We start from the raw sequence: 18,936 nt of genomic DNA, 5'->3' as shown, positions 1-18,936 counted from the left end.
CAGGTGATTCCGGCGATTCGCCTGCATATCTTCAGATTCGGCCCGAACCTCACCGCAACTGAGCGACGAGTGCCTCCGTCACCTCGACCGTCGATGCGGTCCCGCCCAGATCGCCGGTGCGGGTCTCCGGCTTTGCCAACGTCGCCTCCATGGCCGCCAGCACTTCATCCGCTGCGACGGAATGCCCAAGATGATCGAGCAACAACGCCGCCGACCACACCGCCCCGATCGGGTTGGCAATCCCGCGGCCCGCGATATCGGGCGCCGAACCGTGCACCGGCTCGAACATCGACGGGTACTGCTTCGTCGGATCCAGATTGCCCGACGGCGCGATCCCGATCGACCCCGCGACTGCTGCCGCGAGATCGGAGAGGATGTCGCCGAACAGGTTTGACCCCACCACGACATCGAAGCGGTCCGGCTGCAAGACGAACTTCGCCGCCAGCGCATCGATGTGCTCGCTGTCCATCCGCACATCGGGGAACTGTGCCGCGCGCTCCGCGACCACCTCGTCCCAGAACGGCAGCGTGTGCACGATCCCGTTCGATTTCGTCGCCGACGTGACGTAGCCGCTGCGCGACCGCGCCAACTCGAACGCGTAGTCGGCGATCCGGCTCACCCCGACGCGGGTGAAAACCGACTCCTGGACGGCCATCTCGTCGGGGAAGCCGCGGTTGAGCCGACCACCGATCTCGCTGTACTCACCCTCGACGTTCTCCCGTACCACCACGAAGTCGACGTGACCCGGCGCGCGTAGCGGGCTCTCCACGCCGTCGAACACCTTGATCGGACGCAGGTTGACGTACTGACGAAATGCCCGCCGGATCGGGATCAGCAGTCCCCACAACGACACGTGATCGGGCACCCCCGGCCAGCCGACCGCCCCCAGCAGGATCGCGTCGAACCCGCGCAGTGTCTCGATGCCGTCGGCGGGCATCATCGCACCGTCTTTGGTGTACCGCTCGCACGACCAGTCGAAATCCGTGTAGGACAGCTCGATTCCGTGCTTTCCTGCCACCGCGTCGAGCACCGCGCGCGCCGATGTGATGACCTCGGGTCCGATCCCGTCACCCGGGATCACCGCTATCGTCTGCATTGCCGTCATCCGCCCAGCCCCAGCAGGCCAATCATGATCGGCAGCAGGATGATGATCAGGATCGCTCCGGCGATGTCGAACGTGATCCCGGACCGGATCATCGTCGTGATCTTCACGACGCCGGAGCCGTAGACGATCGCGTTCTGCGGCGTGGAGACCGGCAGCATGAAGCCGAACGACGCCGCGAACGTCGCCGCCAGGGCAGGCACGAACGGGTTGACGCCCGCGGCCACCGCGACCGGGATGATGATCGGCACCACGACCGCCGCCGACGCCGTATTGCTCGTCGTCTCCGACACGACGATCGCCAGAATCACCGCGAAGATCGTGATCGGCACGACGCTCGACAGGCCCAGAGCGCCGTTGATCGACGTGCCGATGGTCTCGGCCAGTCCGGTCGACGAGATCAGTGAACCGAAAATGATGCCGGAGCCGAACAGAATGATGGTGCCCCAGTCGATCTTGGCGGCATCGCTCCAGCGCAGCGTGAATTCGCGTTCTTTCCAATCGGTCGGCAGCAGGAACAGCAGCGCCGCACCGAACACCGCGACGACGCCCTCGTCCAGTCGGTCGCTGACGAACTCGTATGTACTGGAGTCGGTGCCGGTGACCAGCGCGAAAATGCCGGGCAGGATCCACAGCGTGACGGTGACGCCGAACGCGATGAGCGTGTTCTTCTCGGCCCGCGACAGCGAGCCGAGCTTCTCGCGTTCCTCGGCGACGTACTCGGCCACGCCTTCGATCCTCTTGATCTCCGGCTTGTTCAGCCGCAGCAGGATGAGCGCCAGCAGCGCGAACATCAGCAGGCAGATCGGGACGGCCATCACCATCCACTGCCCGAAGCTGATTCGCTCGCCGGTGGCCTCCTCGATGAGGCCGCGCCCAATCAGGTTGGGCGGGCTGCCCACTGGGGTCAGCAGACCGCCGACGCTGGCGCCGTAGGCCAGCATCAACATGATCGCCGCGCCGACCCTCAGTCGCTGCGGATCGAAGTCCTCTTCGACGTCACCGCGCTTCTGCAGCAGCTTCGCGATCACGGCGAGGATGCCGATGGCCGTCGGCAGCAACATCGCCACTGTCGCGGTGTTGGACACGAACGCCGACAGCAGGGCTGTGATCGCACCGAACGCGAGGATCACACCGGTGGTGGACTTACCAACACCGGGAAGGGACAGGATCCGGAACGCAAACCGCCGCGCCAGACCGTGTTTGAGCATCGCCTGCGCCAGGATGAAGGCGCCGATGAATGTGAAGATCGTCGACGAGCCGAACGGACCGAGGACGTCGTCGACCGGTGCCACACCGAGGAAGACGGCGACCGCGACACCGAGCAGGCCGCCGACGGGTATCGGGATTGCCTCGCTGATCCACAGTGCGATGACGCCGAGCAACACCGCGGCGAGCACCTGCTGCTCGCGGGGGATGTCGATCGGTAGGACAAGGAAGGCGACGGTCAGCAGTGGAGCGAGAAAAAGGCCGACGGTGCGTCGACCTTTCTCGAAACGTTCCTCCTTCGGGGAGAGCTTCTGCTCCCCGAGGCTTCGATAGGTGGCGCTCCCGAGGAGGGCTTTGTCGACATCGGTCCGTTTGACCGGATTGTCCGTGGTCATGGCAGGCTCCATCCACCGGCAGCTGTGTTCTACGCCACACTCGTTTTCTGGGGATTGCCTGTTAACCGCGAAACTTAAACATCACGTTTCGACTGCGATGGCGTGCAGCTGGACGACGCAGAGGCAGGACGTTGCCCGCCAGGGTGTAAAGTTGAGCTGTTGGGAGCCCAGCCAGTCCGGGATGTTTCAGCCGATCTTTGCTGATCCGCCGAGCAACCGCTCACGCCGGACATGCCGGTACTAACCGTGAGGCTGGACACCCTTGAATGCTCTGCCGCTCTTTGAGCCGATGATTCCTTATGCTGCGCCGCAACGAGTTTCGCGCACGGTGCGCTTCGAGATCGTCAGCACCCGCACGTCTGCGCCATGCGGGCTTGCGAGGTTCGCCGCGGGCCTGGCCGACGCGCTGAGCGTCGACGGGTCGAGCGCCTGCTGGGTGGCGGACAGGCCACTGAGTCAGGGTGACATCGCAATCCTGCAACACGAAGACGGCACGGCAGGCGACGATGTAGTCGACATCATCGACGGATTGCGGGTCCCGTCGATCGTCATCGTCCACACGGTCCCGAAAAGTCCGACACCACAGCAACGTTCGGCGCTCGAAGCGATCGCGGCCGCAGCGGATCACGTGGTCGTACTGTCTGAGGCAGCGCGACAACGTCTTTATCTCACCTACGCCGTCGACCGCCTTAAGGTCACCACGATCCCCAACGGCGCTACGTTGCCGACCGCCCCGCGCGTCAAGCGCCCGAGTAGGCCCACCATCTTGACCTGGGGCTTGCTGCGCCCCGGCAAGGGCATCGAGCGAGTCATCGACGCGATGCCCTCGCTGCGCGATGTCCCCGGTCGGCCCCGCTACGTGATCGCAGGCCCGATGGATCCCAGGGTTTCGGTCGCCGAAGCCGAGGCGTATCGCGATGCGCGCCTCGAACAGGCCCGCCAACTCGGCATCGCCGATTCGGTGTCGTTCGACCCCCGCTACTACGACAAGACCGCGCTGGCCGAACTGATCCAGCAGGCGTCCGTGGTCGTCTTGCCCCACGACTCGACCGAGCAGGTGAGCTCCGGTGTGCTCATCGACGCATTCGCCAACGGCAGACCTATTGTGGCGACCGCGTTCCCGCATGCCGTCGAGCTGTTGGGCAGCGGGGCGGGCATGGTGGTCGACCACGACGACCCCGCCGCCCTTGCCGCGGCGCTGCGGCAGATCATCACGCAACCGCGCCTTGCCGGTTCAATGGCCGCCGAGGTCCGTCTGCGGGCATCAGAGGTGGCGTGGCCGGTGGTCGCCGCCGCCTATGTCGAGCTGGCGCAGCGTCTCATTGCCGCGCATGGGGATAAGCGTCGTCACGGTGCTGAAACGACAGGATTCCGGGGTTGAGCACGACGCCGTCGCGGATCTCGATCGCCCGCGCGATCGTCGGAGTCTCATCCCACGTCGCAGGCCCTTCGAGAAGCGCGTCGAGGTGGGGCATCAACGCCTCGCTGATCTCCCAGGTCGCCGAGTCCCACAGATAGGACGGGCTGTGGTCGACGGCGTAGTAATGGACGCCGTTCGCCACATCGATGACCGGCTGGGTGAATGATGTCGGCTCGGCCCAGCTGAAGCCCATGCCCACATCGCAGGACACGTCGACGATGAGGCTGCCCGCAGCGAAGGCGGCCAGATCCTTCTCGGTGACGAAGACCAGGGGTGCGTCGGGATCCTGCAGGACGCAGTTGACGACGATGTCGTTGTCCGCGAGCAGGTCGGCCACCGGAACGACCCCGTCCGGGGTGTCGGCCAATATCTGGTCGGGTGCGTCCGGGTCGGGACCCATCTGGATGATCTGAGTGGAATGGATCGGCGACCCCACTGCGGCGACGTCGCGGTTGGTCAGCACCCGCACGTCGTCAACGCCATGGGCGTTCAGGGCATGGACCGCGCCGCGGGCGGTCGAGCCGAACCCGATGACCGCGGCGCGCAGCCGGCGGCCGTAAATGCCGGCGATCCCGATGGATTGCATGGCGTGTAGAACCGAGCAGTAGCCCGCCAGCTCGTTGTTCTTGTGAAAGACGTGCAGCCCGAACCCGCCGTCGGACTTCCAGTGATTCATCGCCTCGAAGGCGATCAGCGTCAACCGCGAATCGATGGCGATCTGAGTCATCGCCGAATCCTGAACGCAGTGCGGCCAGCCCCATACGATCTGGCCCGGCCTGAGTTCGGCCAAATCTTCGGACTGAACTTTGGGCAACAGAATGACGTCGCACTCGGCGATCAGTTGCTCCCGAGTGGCTATTCCGCCGACGAGCGCGGCCAGCCCGTCGTCGGTGGCGCCGAAATCGTAGCCATAGCCGTGCTCGAGGAAGATATGCCGCCGGAGCCGGCGCGGGATCCGGCTGAAATGCGCCGGGTGAATCGGCAATCTGCGCTCGTTCGGCTTGCGCGAACGAGCCAGAATTCCCAGTGAAAGCGTTTGCGCCTCAGCGCTTCTTATCATGGAACAAGGCCTCGGCCGACGACGCCTTGGCAGCCGCTTTCTCGTGCTTGGCCGCGCGTTTCTCTTTCAATGACTTGCCGGACTTCTTTGCCATGGCTTGTCGCGGAGATTTATCAGACATCGACGGCCCCTTGATAGTGGGGGCCTGAATGGTCCCGATCTGCTGACCTTACCTCGTGCCGAGCGCGATTACCCGAGGTCTTGACGGGGTAGGCTGACGGTACGCCGACGCAAGCGTCGTCTTCTCCGATCTCGACCGCTCGTCCGCATTCTTTCCGGGTTCGCTCAGGAGCCCAGACCTGACTCACCGCCGGCTCTATGGGACTTTTCAATGGCTATTGCCGATGTTGCCGCGTACGCGCATCTCAGCGACGCGGATATTGATGCGCTCGCGTGTGAACTCGACGCCATCCGCAGCGACATCGAGGAATCCCTCGGTGAGCGCGATGCGGCCTACATCCGGCGCACCATCAAGTTCCAGCGGACGCTGGACGTCGCCGCCCGCCTGATCATCGCCTGCACCCGGTCCAGGGCGGGTTGGCTAATCGGAACCTCTTCGCTGGCCTTGGCGAAGAGCGTCGAGAACATGGAAATCGGCCACAACGTCGGCCATGGCCAATGGGATTGGATGAACGACCCGGAAATCCACTCGAGCACGTGGGAGTGGGACATGGTCGGCGTCTCGTCGCAGTGGAGGTACTCGCACAACTACCGCCATCATGTGTTCAGCAACATCATCGGCGTGGACGACGATCTCGGTTTCGGCGTGATACGCATGACCCGCGATGAGGCATGGAAGCCCGAGAATCTACTGCAGCCCCTTCGTAATCTGTTGTTGGCCAGCATCTTCGAGTGGGGTATCGGTCTGCACGGTATTCATTCGGAGCGCGATCGGCTGGCCCCGGATGCTGCCAAGGTCGGCGCGGCCAGAAAGGAATTCGCCGGAAAGATCGCCCGCCAGTCGCTCAAGGACTACGTACTCTTCCCGGCGCTGAGCCGGTCCCGCTGGCGCAGAACCCTGGCCGCCAACGCGGTGGCCAACCTGCTGCGCAACCTCTGGTCCTATGTGGTGATCTTCTGCGGCCACTTCCCCGATGGCGCGGAGAAGTTCACCGCCGACGTCCTGGACAACGAAAGCAAGGGCGAATGGTACCTGCGGCAGATGTTGGGAGCCGCGAACTTCAACGCCGGTCCGCTGCTTGCGTTCTCGAGCGGGAACCTGTGCTATCAGATCGAGCACCATCTGTTTCCCGATCTGCCCAGCAACCGCCTTCCCCAGATCGCGGTGCGCGTGAGGGCGCTGTGCGACAAGTACGACTTGCCGTACACCACGGGTTCGCTTGTGCGCCAGTATTTTCAGGTGCTACGGACCATTCACACGCTGGCGCTGCCCGATCGCCCCGTAGGGTCTCGTCCGACGCCGCGCCCGCCGACACGACCCCGCCGCCTGTTGGCGTTCCCCAGGAGAGGACGCTGAAGGGATGACGACTTCGCCACGACCCGCGGGCAACGCTCACGCCCCGCCGCCGTTCGGTTAGATGTGGCGATTCACGAACAGCTGCTGGCCGCTGTCGACGGCCGGCGAGGGGTGGACGCCGCCGACCGGCTGTGTGAGGCGTGCGTGGTGCTCTTCGAGGTCGACGCCGCGGCGATCTCCCTGGTCTTCGACGGCGCCAACACCGGAACGCTGGGATCCAGCAGTGAACACGCGCGCACGTGCGACGAACTGCAGTTCCTCCTCGGCGAAGGTCCGTGTCTGGACTCGGTCACCCGGCGCGCACCCGTGCTCGTCATCGATCTCGCCGACCCCGAGGAGGGGCGCTGGCCGGTCTACGGCCCGGCCATGCTGGACCTGCAGATCCGCGGCGTCTTTGCGATGCCCGTCGTCGTCGCCGGTGAGTTCGTCGGGGCCCTCGACCTCTTCCGCGCTCAACCCGGCCGGCTGGAAGAGTCGCAGATCACCGGCGCCGTCGTCGCCGCCGAGCTCGCCGGCATTCCGCTACTCGACCTCCTCGACGGTGACCTGCACGCCGCCGCCGCAGACCCCCACAGCGACGCCTGGGCCGAACTGCACACTCTTTCGCGCGCCGAGGTCAGCCAGGCCACCGGCATGCTCGTTGCGCAGCTCGAGGTCGAGCCGGCCGAGGCGCTGGTCCGCCTGCGTGCCCACGCTTATTCGACCGGCCGCAGCGCCACCGAGGTCGCCCGCGACATCCTCGACCGCAAACTCAGGCTGGAGTCGGACTGATGCACCCATCCTGGGAAGGAGTGAGCAATGACCGAAACCCCTCGTGAAACCCGCGTTCTGGACGCGGTTGTTTCGCTCGTCGACAGTCTGCTCGAGGACTTCGACGTCGTGGACCTGCTGACCGAACTCACCGAACGTTGTGCCGAGTTGCTCGACGTCGAGGCGGCCGCATTTCTGCTGGCCGATCCGCTCGACCAGCTGCGCCTGCTGGCAGCCACCACCGAACAGGCCCGCGAGCTGGAACTCTTCCAACTGCAGGCCGACGAGGGACCCTGCGTCGACTGCTATTCCACCGGCCAACCCGTGTCGGTCGCCGACCTCAACGACGCGATCGCGCAGTGGCCCCGGTTCGTGCCTGCCGCACTCGAAGCCGACTTCGCCTCCGTGCACGCCGTGCCGATGCGCGCGGCAGGCATCGTGCTTGGCGCACTCGGGTTGTTCGGCTCAAATTCGGGCGAACTCAACGACGCGGACCGGCTCGTAGCGCAGACGCTCGCGCACATTGCGTGCGTGGCGATCCTGCAGGAACACGCGCCAACGCCGTCGACCGTGATCCCGCAGCTGCGCTCTGCGCTGGCGAGCCGCGTCATCGTCGAGCAGGCCAAGGGATTTCTGCGCGAAGCCCTCGACGTCACCGTCGATGAGGCCTTCAGACTGATGCGCTCCTACGCCCGCGCCAACCGTGAGCATCTGACCGATGTCGCCCGGCGGCTGATGACCGATCGACACGCCCGCCCGGTGCTGATCTCTGCCATCGGCGAATTCGTCACGCCGGCAACGTAACTCAGTCGCGCTGCCGCGCTACGGCGCGCCGCACCGCCTCGTCGACCAGCCTCTCGGCGACAATGTGCAGCTTCAAGTTCTCCGCTTGGCTCATCCGGACGAGCCGGTCGAACGCCGCCTGTTCACCGACCCCCGACCTAGCGCGGATGATCCCGATCGCCTGGTCTATCACCGCGCGGGTGCCCAGCGCACTCTGCAACTGCTTGGTTCGTTGTTGGGCGTGGTCGAGCAACTGCCCGTTGTACACCGACACCGCCGCGGACCCGGCGAACTGCGAGCCCAGCACCACGGCATGCTCGCCGAATGCGTCGCGGCTACGGGCGTAGGTGTTGATGGCGCCGATCAGCTGATCGCCGACCAGCATCGGCAGCGCCAACGCGGAGTGCACGCCCATGCGGGCCACCCCGCCGCCGAGACGCGGCCATCGAATGTCGCTTCCCAGCGATCCGCTGACGGTGGGCCGCCGCGTCTGCATGCACGTGACGCACGGCCCCTCCTTCAGGTCGATGTACTGCAACTTGTCGATTTTCTCGACGAACGGCGCCGTCACCGACCACGTCTTGACCGACGGTGTGTCGCCGGACATATCGATCACCGTGACGCCTGCGCCGTCGACACCGGGAATCGCGCGGGCCGCGAACTCCGCCACGTCGCTCAGGAGGTCGATCACGCTGCGGGCACCGGCGACCAGGCCCGCCACGCCCCTCAGGCCGGCGTGCAGGTCGACGTCGTCCGCCTCACGTTGGGCGGCAGATAGATCTGGCTCCGGCGAACGGCCGGGCTGCGGGTCGTAGTCAGCCATGTGCGCTACGAATGTACCCGCCAATGCGGAGGATTTAACTCCTCCGGTCAGTCCACGAGCGACAGCGCGTGCGCCCGCCTCAGCTTGCCCGACGGCGTCTTGGGGATCATTCCGGGTTCGAGCACGACGACGTTGCGGGGTCGCACGTCGACCTCCGCGAACACCTCGTGGGCGACTTGGCGCTCGACGCGGCGCACCTGTGCGGGATCGGCGAAGTCCTTGCACTCCACCGCGACGGCGAAGGTTTCCCGCGAGAGCCCGGCATCCAGTCGCACTGCGACGGCACAGCCGGGCCGCACCCCGTCGACGCGGCCGGCGGCACGTTCGATGTCGGTCGGGTAGATGTTGCGCCCCGCCATGATGATCACGTCTTTGAGGCGTCCACAGACCACCACTTCGCCGGTCTCGGTGAGATAGCCCAGGTCACCCGTGTCGTACCAGCCGCGTTCGTCCTGCGCGGGGATGAAACCGGCCACCGTGGTGTAACCCCTGGTCACCGGCTCGCCGCGGACCTCGATGACACCGACGCCACGCGCCGAAAGTACGCTGCCGTCCTCGTCGACGATGCGGACCTCCAAGCCCTGCAGCGGCTTGCCGAGGGAGACCAATCGCCGGGTGTTCCCCCTGGTCGCCGGCACGGCTCGGTGCAGGACCGACAGCAGGTCGGCGTCCACCTCGTCGACGACCATGCCGCCGCCGCACTCGGAGAACGACACGGCCACCGTCGTCTCGGCCATCCCGTAGGCCGGGATGATGGCCTCGGGCTTGAGCCCGAACGGTGCACCCGCTACACAGAGATCTTCGACGTCGAGCGGGTCGACCTGCTCGGCGCCCGACAATGCCCACCGCAGCGAGGACAGATCGAACTCCCCGGGCGTGGCCTGCCTGCTCAAGCGCTTGGCGAAGAGGTTGTAGGCAAAGTTCGGCGCGGCGGTCATCGTGCCCTTGTACTTGTCAATGAGCTTGGCCCACAACAACGTATCGCGCAGGAAGTCCATCGGGGTGACCTTGACCAGTTCGGCTCCGATATACATCGGCACCGTCAGGTAGCCCGTCATCCCCATGTCGTGGAAGCAGGGCAGCCAGCTCACGATCACGTCGGTCTCGAGATCGAAGTCGCAGCCGATGACCATGGCCTCGGCATTGGCGACGATGTTGGCGTGCGTGATCTGGACGGCCTTGGGTGAGCCCGTCGAGCCCGACGTCAGCTGCATCAGCGCCACGTCGTGGTCGAAGGTCTCCAACGGCTCGATGGGGTCGTTACCCAACAGCGACTCGATGGTCAGCACCGTCATACCGAGCCCCGACAGCACCGGCGCTGCGGCCATGAACGGGTCGGAAACCACGACGGCCTTCGCCGAGATCATGTCGATCACGGCGGTGGTCTCTTCGGCCCATCGCACCAGGTCGGTGCGGGGCGTGGGCTGGTGGACCATGGTGGCGCTGGCGCCGCGCATCCAGATGCCCTGGGCGGTCGGTGCGATCTCGACGGGCGCGCCTGCCAGCACTGCGACGGAGTCACCAGGCCCGATACCGGCTGCGGCCAGCCCACCTGCCACTCGACGGGCCCGTTCGTGCACCTGGGCCCAGCTATGGCGGACGGGGGCGCCTGGCTCCCCGGTGACCATGCCCTTGTTGCTGGACAGGGCGTTGCTGTACATCGTCTCGGTGAATCGACTCACGACAATCCCTTTGGCCTAGGCGCAACGACGCCATGATTTGGCTGTGGTAGTGACCCGGCGCGAAATTGCTGATGCGCCAGGTGATGTGGGAGCCGCTGGGGTACGGCCGTCGTACAGCCCCGTTGGAGGCCGACGATGACTGTGGAGGTGCGCATCTCCTCTGTGTTCACCCCAGATGGTTCGCCGCCCCGGTCGGAGCGACGTGCCGTGCGTGTCGGACGCACTGACTGTACAGACCCGACTATCCGAGTACGACTTAGCGCGCCCCTGCTTGGCAAAGTCGTTATGAAATCTGTATTTACCGACAACGAGCCCCCCAGCTCGAATTCCTACCCGTCTAATGTCGGCTGACGTCAGGGTTATCACCCATTCGGCGGGGAGTTGGAGTCGCCGCCGAGACGTTTCCGGTGGGCTGGAAAGTCAACCCGGTCAGACTTTACCGCGTTTGCTGGCCAGATGGACTATTTGACCGGACGTCTGCCGCTCAATCGTTGCCTTATCCGGCCGGCGACCGACTGTCTTGCCGCCGGTGGCCGACGAGAGACATACGGCCAGGGGTTGTTCCGTTCGGGAATCGCATTGGCCCGTACGTGTTTTAGTTGCATACGCAAGTAGCTACGTATCTCGTCCAGTCCCGGATCCGTCCACCGGTTGACGGCTTCGATCGGATCGACCGTCAGGTCGTAGAGCTCCCACTGATCGTCCAGCGGCGATGACCGATACGCCTCGCCGCCAAGACCGTTGGCCGCGAGGTGACGCACCCCGGGTTCGGTCCAGGTGGCCGGATCGTCGAACGTGCGCACCAGTTTCCACAGATGTCCCTCGCCGCCGTCGGCCTCGTCGACCAGGACGACCAGTCCTTCGAAGTTGGATCCGACGTGCGCGGGTATCTGAATACGCAGCGGCATAGGGGGATTCGCGGTCAGCTTCAATTGGCGGGCCACCCCTGAGGCGCCGGTGTCGCCTTCCAGCATGTTGTCGCGCGTCATCAGGTACACGGCGCGCGATTCGTCGGCGGGTGTCCCGTCGACCACACCCATGAGGTCGCGACCGGGGAGTTCGTGCACCTCGGAGAAGGACTCCCGCAGCGTCTCGGCCACCGCCGCGATGTCGATACCCGCCGCGCCCAGCAGCGTCGGCACCAGATCCACGTGCGACGTCGGCGCCGTCACCGTCCGAGCCGACGTGGCGCCCGCTCCAGTCCGCGCGACGACGAACGGAACCCGGGTGGCCTCGTCGTACAGGTTGAACCACTTCTGGTGCAGGCCGCCGTGGGCGCCGAGCAGGTCGCCGTGGTCGGAGGTGCGCACCAGCACGGCGTTGTCCGAGCCGCTGTCGGTCACCGCCCGGCGCACCCGATCGATTGGCGCGTCGACCTCGGCGTGCAGTCGGTAATAGAGGTCGCGGTAGCGCTGAGCGCTGCGGTTATAGGTCCGGTCGACCGCGGGCGCCACCCCATATCCGGTGTAGTACGCCTCGCGGAAAGCGATCTGCGCGGCCGGCTTCGTCGACAGGTCCTCGTCGGCGGTGGGTGCGGCGGGCACGTTCGGGGGATCCAGCGGCGACGGCTGCACCGGACTCCTGCGCGCCCACGCCGGGAACAACACGATGTCGTGTGGATTGACGAAGCTGGCGACCAACAGGAACGGCGTCAGCGCATCCGCTTCGCCGGCGCGGCGCCGCTCGTAGCGGTCGTTGAGCCATGCGACGACGCGATCGGCGATCAGCGCGTCGCGACGGACGCCGGCGTTGGCGAGCAGCGCGCCGTGCGGCTCGGGCCCCACCCAGCCCGAAAAGCCGAACGGCGCAAGCGGATCCGCGTCGAGGTAGCGCTGCACCGCCGCATGGTCGACGACGCCGTCGTCGTCGTTGGTCGCCAGCGGACGTCCGGTCTTCGGGTCGGTCAGATCCGCATGCGTGATGTGCCATTTGCCGTCGTAGTGGGTGTCGTAACCGGCGGCGCGGAACCAGTTGCCGAGCGTGGGCACCTCACCCTGGCGCAGCCAGCGCATGCGGGAATCGTTGAACACCTTGCCGATGCCGTCGGTCTGCGTGACACCGTGCAGATCGGGATACTGCCCGGTGAAAATCGTTGGGCGGCTTGGCACGCAGGCCAGCGATCCGGTGTAGTGGCGGGCAAAGCTGACGCCGTGTTCGTCGAACCATTTGCGGCCGGCCAGCGTGCGGTCACGCCACGCGAGCACCTCGGGGGACTCATAGGGAGGGATCGCACGTTCCTCGTCGGTCATCAGGATGACGATGTCGGGCCTGTCAGACATGAGAGGTCTCCAATCGCTTGGCGAGGCCGGCGAGCATGCCGTCGGATTCCCGGGTCATCAGTCGACACATGACGCGTTCGGCAAGTCTCTGTATGCGGCCAGAGCCGATCTCGACGGTGCTCGTCAGCGTCACGACCGCCGATTCTCCCGACGGTCGCAACGTCCAGCGGTTGTTGACCTTGCGCAGCCGCGTGGGCAGACCCTCGATGTCGTAGGCCAGCGCGTGCGGCGGGTCGAACTCGACGATGCGCTCGACGAGCGTGTTGCGCCCCATCTGGACCCGCCGGGTGGTGCCGATCGGACCGTCGGCGCCGCGGGTCAGGATGGACGAATGGTCGGCGCGATCGACCCACGAACTCAGTGCACCGAAGTCGGCAAGGACCTCCCAGACGTCCTGCGGGGCAGCCGCGATGGTGCGGGTGCGGTCGATCTGGGCCACGGCTTCACGCTACGCGTTGTGGCTCGGGAAGCGGTCCGAAGTGTCACCATGAAGTCATGCCCGACGACGACATGACCTCCGAACGTGAATTCAACGAGCGCAACATCGAGGAGTTCCGCCGCAACGGCGGCAAGGTCGGCGGGCAGTTCGAAGGCTTTCCGCTGCTGCTGCTGACGTCCTCGGGCGCCAAGAGCGGGGCAGAGCGGGTCAATCTGGTGGCCTACTTCGACATCGACGACAAGATTTATGTCGTCGGCTCCGCGGCCGGCCGCGACGAAAGCCCCGCCTGGGTGTTCAACCTCCGCGCCCACTCCCACGTTCAGGTCGAGATCGGCGCGGAACCGAAACGCCCCGTCGTCGCCCGTGAACTGACCCGGGAGGACCGCGACCGTATCTACCGGATCATCGTCGAGCGCGCGCCCGGATTCGGCGAGTACGAGACGCGCACCGACCGCGTGATCCCGGTCTTCGAGCTCGTCGCCGACAATTAGTTGCGATCGGTGTCGCTGGTCGTGCTCGGCGCGACTGCCGACACCGAAATCGCGTCTAGGTCGCGCGGAGCCGCTGCGCCAGCCCGGACGCCCGGACCGCACGCCGCTGCACCGCCGCGCGCACCGACGCCTCCGCGCCGATGATGCGGATCTTCTCCTTGGCCCGCGTCACCGCGGTGTAGAACAACTCGCGGGTCAGCAGTCGCGAGTCCTCGGGCGGCATCAGGACGGTCACCTCATCGGCCTGGCTGCCCTGCGACTTGTGGATCGTCATCGCGTGCATGGTCTCGACGTCGGATAGCCGTCCGGTCGCGAACTCGATCGGCCCCTTACCCGCGGCCACGACGGCGCGAAGCCCGTCGCCGCGCACCACCGTCACGCCGGTATCGCCGTTGTACAGGTTCAGCCCGTAGTCGTTCGCGGTCACCAGCACCGGTCTGCCCGCATACCACTGCGTCCACAGCGGCTCGCCGGTCGCGTCGGTCAGCCATCGCTCCACCTGGTGGTTCCAGAACCGCACGCCGTAGGGACCGCGCCGGTGCGCGCACAGCAGCCGGTGCTCGTCCAGCGTCGACAATGCCGCCTTCACGTCGCCGAGGATGGCCGCTTCGCGCAGCCGCAACGCGTGGGGGAGAAGGACTTTGCGCAGCTGCTCGCCGGGGTCGTCGGTCTCGACCCACTCGATGTGGTCGCCGCCGGCGCGCAGCAAGGCAACGACGTCGTCGACGTCGCCGGTGCGGATCGCCGACGCCAGCGCACCGATCGACTCGCCGAACCGGTGCGATGTCGTCAACGCCGCGATGCGGACGTCGGAGCGCTCGCCGAGACCGTCGACCATATCCGCCAGCACCGCGCCCGCCTCGACCGACGCCAACTGGTCGGGATCGCCGACGAGCAGCAGCCGACTGTCGGGGCGCAGCGCTTCGAGCAGTCGGGCCATCAGGGTCAACGACACCATCGACGTCTCGTCGACGACGATTACGTCGTGCGGCAGCCGGTTCTCACGGTGATGGCGAAACCGCGACGAATTACCCGGCCGCGACCGCAACAGGCGATGCAGCGTCGACGCTTTCAGCTCCGGCAGACGATCGCGGTCGACGGCGTCGAGCCTGCCGACCTCCAACTGGACGGCCTCGAGCAGCCTCGCGGCGGCCTTACCCGTCGGCGCCGCCAACGCAATACGCAGCGGCGGGCGGCCCGAAAGCGACGCCTGCTCGGCCAGCAACGCCAGCAGCCGCGCCACCGTCGTCGTCTTGCCGGTGCCGGGGCCGCCGGTCAGCACCGTAAGCGATTGTGTCAGTGCGATTTCGGCCGCGGCGCGCTGCTCCTCCCAGCCTGCGGGGAACAGCCGTTCGAGGCCGGGCACCTCGCCGGGCAGTGTCGACGACAGCAGCGTCAGCACGTCGTCGCACACCTGCTGCTCTTCGAGCCAATAGCGGTCCAGGTACAGCAAGTCGCCAAACAGGCGTAGGACCGGCGTATCGGTGACGAGTGGGCTCGCCCGCACCGCGGCCAGCCAGTCATCGGGCGACGGCCATGGCAGCTCAGGCATTTCGAGTTGTTCGGCGATCGACCGTAGATCGACGCATACCGACCCGCCGCGCAGTGCACGCACCGCGATCGCGACGGCCAATGCCACCGATTCATCGGACTCGTTCGCCATCGCGGTGAGCCGCCTCGCGACATGGACATCGGCCGGCTCGAACAGCTCCGAGAACACTTCGAGACTCATGCGACTCCCGCGTCGAGCAGGTCGGACATCGCTACGATCAGCGACGCGGGCGGCCGCCAACTGAACACGCCCGCGGGGTGCCCGTCGACGATCGGCGTCTGTGCACCACACATACCCCTCACGAACAGGTAGAGCACGCCACCGAGATGCTGCTCCGGTGAGTAGCCCGGTTGCCGCCAGCGCAGGAACCGATGCAGCACAACGCAGTACAGCAACGCCTGCAGCGGATAGTCCGAATGCAGCATGGCTTCGGCCATGCGGGCCTGACCGTAATCCGCCGACGTCAACGACTTTTCGGGCTCGCCGAGCCAGTTTGTCTTGTAATCCGCGACTAGGTACTTCCCGCCGACACGCAGCACGACGTCCAGGGAGCCCGTGAGGTAACCCCGCAGCGACTGTCCGGCGAGCGCACCGCTCGCCAGCCGGTCGGCGTAGGACGCCAGCGGATCGCCGGCGGGCATGTGCTCACGGAACAGCCGTCCGACGTCGGCCAGGGAGATCCTCGGCCCATCGCCCCGCAGGTCGCCACCGGCCAGCGGGAACTCGAAATCCATCTCTCGCAACCGGTCCCGCAAGCCGATCTGCCGCAGCGTCGTGCCCGACGCGAGCGGGCCGAGTGGGGTGTCGTGCATCGGCACCAGGGCAGCTGCGAGATCCTCGGCAGAGACATCGACGGGCCACCACACGGAGTGCTCGCGGGTCTGCGTCTCGAGTTCGGCGGCCAGGTCGGCGGCGTACGGGTCGGCGGTCTCCAGCACGGCGTGCACCAGAGAGCCGAACTTCGCACCCATCGGTAGGTCTGCCATCGGGGAAGGGACGGCGGTGGCCGCGGAGTCGGCCGGTTCGGTCACCGTGACGTCGCCGACCTCGTCGTCGAGCTCGATCACCTCCGGCTCGCTGGTCACCCCCTGAGAAGACTCGGACTCGGCCGCGCGGATCAGCCCCGAGTACGACGTGCGCCGCCACGACGCGTCGATCTGACGGTGAAAGTGCCGGACGCCGAGCCCAGTTGGAGCGGGCGGTAATTCGACCTCTGTGGAGGGCGCGACCACCGAGTCCTCGAGGACGGGCCCGCCGACGTTCTCCCACGCCCGCAGGGCCGCCATCGCATCGGCATCGTCGATCTTCGGGGGATCGCAGCGGTCGGGCACCACCGGATCGCCGGGCTGACGGCCACGCAGCAAGCGTGACAGTCCGCCGTTGGGTTCGTCCCACGACGGCGCCCACCATGCGACCACCTGCGACTGCGCCCGGGTCAACGCGACATAGGTGAGCCGGACGTCGTCGCTGGCGGCCTCGCGCCGGCCCAACTGCTGGACTTTCGAGTAGTCGGGACTCTGCTCACCGCCGATGTGTAGGCAGCGGGTGTCGCCATCGTGAAACAGGACGACATCGCGGGTCTGGATATTGCGGTTGAACGCGAACGGCAGATACACCACCGGATACTGCAAACCCTTGCTCACCCACACCGTCATGATCTGCACGGCCGCCGCGTCGCTGTCCAGGCGCCGATTGCGTTCGGCTGCGCCGCTTCGCTCTTCGCGTTGGGTGCGCAGCCAGTCACGCAGGGCGGGCAGGCTGAAGTGTTCCCGGTGCGCGGTGTCGTGCAACACCTGTGTCAGGTGGGCCAGGTCGGTCATATGCCGTTCGCCGTCGACCCACGACAGCACCCGGGTGCCCATCCCCTTGTGCTGCGCGGCTTCGAAGACGGCCGCGACCCCACGGTCGCGGGCGTGGTCGGCCCACTCGCGCAGGGTGTCGGCGATCCGATCGGTCAGCGTGTCGCCCTGGGCGGACAGGGTTTCGGTGGTCTCGCCGAAGAACATCGTCGTCGCCGCCGCGCGCACCAACCCGGAACGGTGCGGTTGGTCGAACGCCTCCAGCAGGCACAGCCAGTCGTCGGCCGCAGGCGAGCCGAACACATCGGAGTCGCCGGTGTACACGGCGGGGATGCCCGCGGCGGTGAGTGCGTCGAAGCACACCCGGCCGTCACGGTGCGTCTCGACGATCACCGCGATGTCACCGGGCCTCAGCGGCTCCTCGCAGAAGGTCGCGCCGCTCGACAGCAGCGCGGCGATGTCGGAGGCCAGGTCCTTGCTGATGTGGGTGCGCAGGCGGTCCATCGTGATGACACGATCGGGTTTGGTGCGCAACGTATCTCGCGACACGACGCGCAGGCGGAACGGTTCGTTGTGCGGCGCCCCCTTGAGCCGATGTTCCTTGTGGTTGGCCGCCACCCCCCGAACGACGATCCTGGCGTCACCGAGTTGGGCGTCGCGCATCACCGCCTGAAGGCTGTCGACCAGCGGGGCGTCGCTCCGCCAGTTGGTGCCGAGGGTCTGGCGCTCGCCTGCGGAGTCGGCCGCGTGGAGATACGTGACGATGTCGCCGCCGCGGAACGCGTAGATCGCCTGCTTCGGGTCGCCGATCAGGATCACTGTGCACCGCCCGGAGAACGCGCGGTCGATCACCTGCCACTGCACCGGGTCGGTGTCCTGGAACTCGTCGACCATGACGATCGACCAGCGTCGCTGCATGCGTGCGCGGGCCGGAGAATCGATGGCCTCCAACGCATTCGCGAGCCGGGACAGCAGGTCGTCGTAGTGCAGGATGCCGAGCTTTCGCTTGCGCTTCTCCAACTCCTCGCACACGGCCTTGGCGAAGTCCACCCGTACCGCGGGCTCGAAGCCCGGCGGCGGGTCCAGCGGCCGCAGCTCGGTGTGGGCGCTGCCGACGACCTCCCGCGCGAGGTCGAGTGCCTGGTCGCGAGTCAGCGGCGGATCGTCCTTCTGCTGGCCGAAGTGCGCCAGGTACAGGTCGTCGACGATCTCGGTGACGACGTCGTCGAGGCTCTCCACCAACTGCACGCCGGCATCGGTGTCGCCGGCCACCCCAAGCGATTTCAGCACCAGCTGGCAGAACTGGTGGGTGGTCGCGATCGTCGCCGCGTCAAAGCCCGCCAATGCGTCACGCAGCCGCAGCTTGCGCTCGGCCAGCTCGCCGGGGTCACCGTCGAGCAGATGTCTGACGAGGTCGTTGTAGTCGCCGGACGGCTCGTCGAACGCCAGCAGCGCCTCGAGGATCTGACCGCGCACCCGCTCCCGCAGTTCCTGGCTGGCCGCCCGCCCAAATGTGATGAGCAGCATCTGGTCCAGCGTCGCGACGCCCTCGGCGACGTAGCGGGTCACCAGCCCGGCGAGGGCGAACGTCTTGCCGGTGCCCGCGCTGGCTTCCAGCACGGTGGTGGACCGCGGTGTCGGCAGCGGGCCGAGCAGGTAGAAGGGTGGCATGTCC

The 18,936-nt window shown here is 66.6% G+C and carries 15 protein-coding genes; 5 read left to right on the top strand and 10 right to left on the bottom strand.

What is annotated here, in order from left to right; all coding sequences use genetic code 11:
- Positions 1 to 49 precede the first annotated feature (49 nt).
- Together CSQ99_RS01890 and CSQ99_RS01885 are read right to left on the bottom strand one after the other, a co-directional pair.
- Positions 50 to 1,105 (bottom strand): tartrate dehydrogenase, encoded by a 1,056-nt coding sequence (locus CSQ99_RS01890; protein WP_099037307.1) that lies wholly within the window; start codon positions 1,103 to 1,105, stop codon positions 50 to 52.
- Positions 1,102 to 2,706 carry an SLC13 family permease gene (locus tag CSQ99_RS01885; RefSeq protein ID WP_099037363.1) on the bottom strand — a complete coding sequence of 535 codons (1,605 nt, stop codon included), beginning with the start codon at positions 2,704 to 2,706 and terminating at the stop codon, positions 1,102 to 1,104. Before CSQ99_RS01885 ends, CSQ99_RS01890 begins: the two co-directional genes overlap by 4 nt.
- A 289-nt stretch (positions 2,707 to 2,995) precedes the next feature.
- Between CSQ99_RS01885 and CSQ99_RS01880 the strand changes: the two genes are divergently transcribed.
- Positions 2,996 to 4,087 (top strand): glycosyltransferase, encoded by a 1,092-nt coding sequence (locus tag CSQ99_RS01880; RefSeq protein ID WP_176560831.1) that lies wholly within the window; start codon positions 2,996 to 2,998, stop codon positions 4,085 to 4,087.
- Here CSQ99_RS01880 and CSQ99_RS01875 read toward each other — a convergent pair.
- Positions 4,026 to 5,186: a N(5)-(carboxyethyl)ornithine synthase gene (locus tag CSQ99_RS01875; RefSeq protein WP_099037306.1), complete on the bottom strand. Its 1,161-nt coding sequence runs from the start codon at positions 5,184 to 5,186 to the stop codon at positions 4,026 to 4,028. The genes CSQ99_RS01880 and CSQ99_RS01875 overlap by 62 nt on opposite strands.
- The gene (locus tag CSQ99_RS30885; protein WP_176560817.1) at positions 5,170 to 5,307 is read right to left on the bottom strand and encodes a hypothetical protein; all 138 of its coding nucleotides are present in this window, start codon (positions 5,305 to 5,307) and stop codon (positions 5,170 to 5,172) included. The genes CSQ99_RS01875 and CSQ99_RS30885 overlap by 17 nt, the downstream gene beginning before the upstream one ends.
- Positions 5,308 to 5,517: 210 nt before the next feature.
- Here CSQ99_RS30885 and CSQ99_RS01870 point away from each other — a divergent pair, with 210 nt between their 5' ends.
- From CSQ99_RS01870 to CSQ99_RS01860, 3 genes are all read left to right on the top strand, one after another.
- Entirely contained in the window at positions 5,518 to 6,663 is a 1,146-nt protein-coding gene (locus tag CSQ99_RS01870; RefSeq protein WP_099037305.1) for a fatty acid desaturase family protein, read from the top strand.
- A gap of 63 nt (positions 6,664 to 6,726) precedes the next feature.
- Positions 6,727 to 7,434 carry a GAF and ANTAR domain-containing protein gene (locus CSQ99_RS01865; RefSeq protein WP_099037304.1) on the top strand — a complete coding sequence of 236 codons (708 nt, stop codon included), beginning with the start codon at positions 6,727 to 6,729 and terminating at the stop codon, positions 7,432 to 7,434.
- A gap of 27 nt (positions 7,435 to 7,461) precedes the next feature.
- Entirely contained in the window at positions 7,462 to 8,217 is a 756-nt protein-coding gene (locus CSQ99_RS01860; RefSeq protein WP_099037303.1) for a GAF and ANTAR domain-containing protein, read from the top strand.
- 1 nt (position 8,218) lies between these two features.
- On the opposite strand, the gene CSQ99_RS01855 is transcribed toward CSQ99_RS01860, so the two are convergent.
- The 4 genes from CSQ99_RS01855 to CSQ99_RS01840 all read right to left on the bottom strand — a co-directional run bounded on the left by CSQ99_RS01855 (position 8,219) and on the right by CSQ99_RS01840 (position 13,419).
- The gene (locus tag CSQ99_RS01855; RefSeq protein ID WP_099037302.1) at positions 8,219 to 9,019 is read right to left on the bottom strand and encodes a GAF and ANTAR domain-containing protein; all 801 of its coding nucleotides are present in this window, start codon (positions 9,017 to 9,019) and stop codon (positions 8,219 to 8,221) included.
- A 47-nt stretch (positions 9,020 to 9,066) separates the two neighbouring features.
- Positions 9,067 to 10,701 carry a fatty acyl-AMP ligase gene (locus CSQ99_RS01850; RefSeq protein ID WP_099037301.1) on the bottom strand — a complete coding sequence of 545 codons (1,635 nt, stop codon included), beginning with the start codon at positions 10,699 to 10,701 and terminating at the stop codon, positions 9,067 to 9,069.
- A gap of 461 nt (positions 10,702 to 11,162) precedes the next feature.
- Positions 11,163 to 12,980 (bottom strand): sulfatase-like hydrolase/transferase, encoded by a 1,818-nt coding sequence (locus tag CSQ99_RS01845; protein WP_099037300.1) that lies wholly within the window; start codon positions 12,978 to 12,980, stop codon positions 11,163 to 11,165.
- Entirely contained in the window at positions 12,973 to 13,419 is a 447-nt protein-coding gene (locus CSQ99_RS01840) for an SRPBCC family protein (protein ID WP_099037299.1), read from the bottom strand. Before CSQ99_RS01840 ends, CSQ99_RS01845 begins: the two co-directional genes overlap by 8 nt.
- 56 nt (positions 13,420 to 13,475) lie before the next feature.
- Here CSQ99_RS01840 and CSQ99_RS01835 point away from each other — a divergent pair, with 56 nt between their 5' ends.
- Positions 13,476 to 13,910 carry a nitroreductase family deazaflavin-dependent oxidoreductase gene (locus tag CSQ99_RS01835; protein WP_176560816.1) on the top strand — a complete coding sequence of 145 codons (435 nt, stop codon included), beginning with the start codon at positions 13,476 to 13,478 and terminating at the stop codon, positions 13,908 to 13,910.
- Between the two features lie 55 nt (positions 13,911 to 13,965).
- Here the strand turns inward: CSQ99_RS01835 and recD are convergent, their stop codons facing one another.
- Positions 13,966 to 15,642 carry an exodeoxyribonuclease V subunit alpha gene (recD, locus tag CSQ99_RS01830; protein ID WP_099037298.1) on the bottom strand — a complete coding sequence of 559 codons (1,677 nt, stop codon included), beginning with the start codon at positions 15,640 to 15,642 and terminating at the stop codon, positions 13,966 to 13,968.
- Positions 15,639 to 18,932, bottom strand: a complete 3,294-nt coding sequence (gene recB / locus CSQ99_RS01825) for an exodeoxyribonuclease V subunit beta (RefSeq protein ID WP_099037360.1) — start codon at positions 18,930 to 18,932, stop codon at positions 15,639 to 15,641. The genes recD and recB overlap by 4 nt, the downstream gene beginning before the upstream one ends.
- Between the last annotated feature and the right edge of the window lie 4 nt (positions 18,933 to 18,936).

It is taken from the genome of Mycobacterium neglectum, assembly GCF_002591975.1.
GTDB lineage: Bacteria > Actinomycetota > Actinomycetes > Mycobacteriales > Mycobacteriaceae > Mycobacterium > Mycobacterium neglectum.
Note: the sequence above shows the minus strand (reverse complement) of the source record. Positions and strands in the feature narration are given on the sequence as shown.

Coding starts and splice junctions, on each gene's coding strand:
- CSQ99_RS01875 (WP_099037306.1), bottom strand. CDS start 5,186: ATGATAAGAAGCGCTGAGGCGCAAACGCTTTCACTGGGAATTCTGGCT.
- CSQ99_RS01890 (WP_099037307.1), bottom strand. CDS start 1,105: ATGACGGCAATGCAGACGATAGCGGTGATCCCGGGTGACGGGATCGGA.
- CSQ99_RS01855 (WP_099037302.1), bottom strand. CDS start 9,019: ATGGCTGACTACGACCCGCAGCCCGGCCGTTCGCCGGAGCCAGATCTA.
- CSQ99_RS01835 (WP_176560816.1), top strand. CDS start 13,476: ATGCCCGACGACGACATGACCTCCGAACGTGAATTCAACGAGCGCAAC.
- recB (WP_099037360.1), bottom strand. CDS start 18,932: ATGCCACCCTTCTACCTGCTCGGCCCGCTGCCGACACCGCGGTCCACC.
- CSQ99_RS01860 (WP_099037303.1), top strand. CDS start 7,462: ATGACCGAAACCCCTCGTGAAACCCGCGTTCTGGACGCGGTTGTTTCG.
- CSQ99_RS01885 (WP_099037363.1), bottom strand. CDS start 2,706: ATGACCACGGACAATCCGGTCAAACGGACCGATGTCGACAAAGCCCTC.
- recD (WP_099037298.1), bottom strand. CDS start 15,642: ATGAGTCTCGAAGTGTTCTCGGAGCTGTTCGAGCCGGCCGATGTCCAT.
- CSQ99_RS01880 (WP_176560831.1), top strand. CDS start 2,996: ATGATTCCTTATGCTGCGCCGCAACGAGTTTCGCGCACGGTGCGCTTC.
- CSQ99_RS01870 (WP_099037305.1), top strand. CDS start 5,518: ATGGCTATTGCCGATGTTGCCGCGTACGCGCATCTCAGCGACGCGGAT.
- CSQ99_RS01845 (WP_099037300.1), bottom strand. CDS start 12,980: ATGTCTGACAGGCCCGACATCGTCATCCTGATGACCGACGAGGAACGT.
- CSQ99_RS30885 (WP_176560817.1), bottom strand. CDS start 5,307: ATGTCTGATAAATCTCCGCGACAAGCCATGGCAAAGAAGTCCGGCAAG.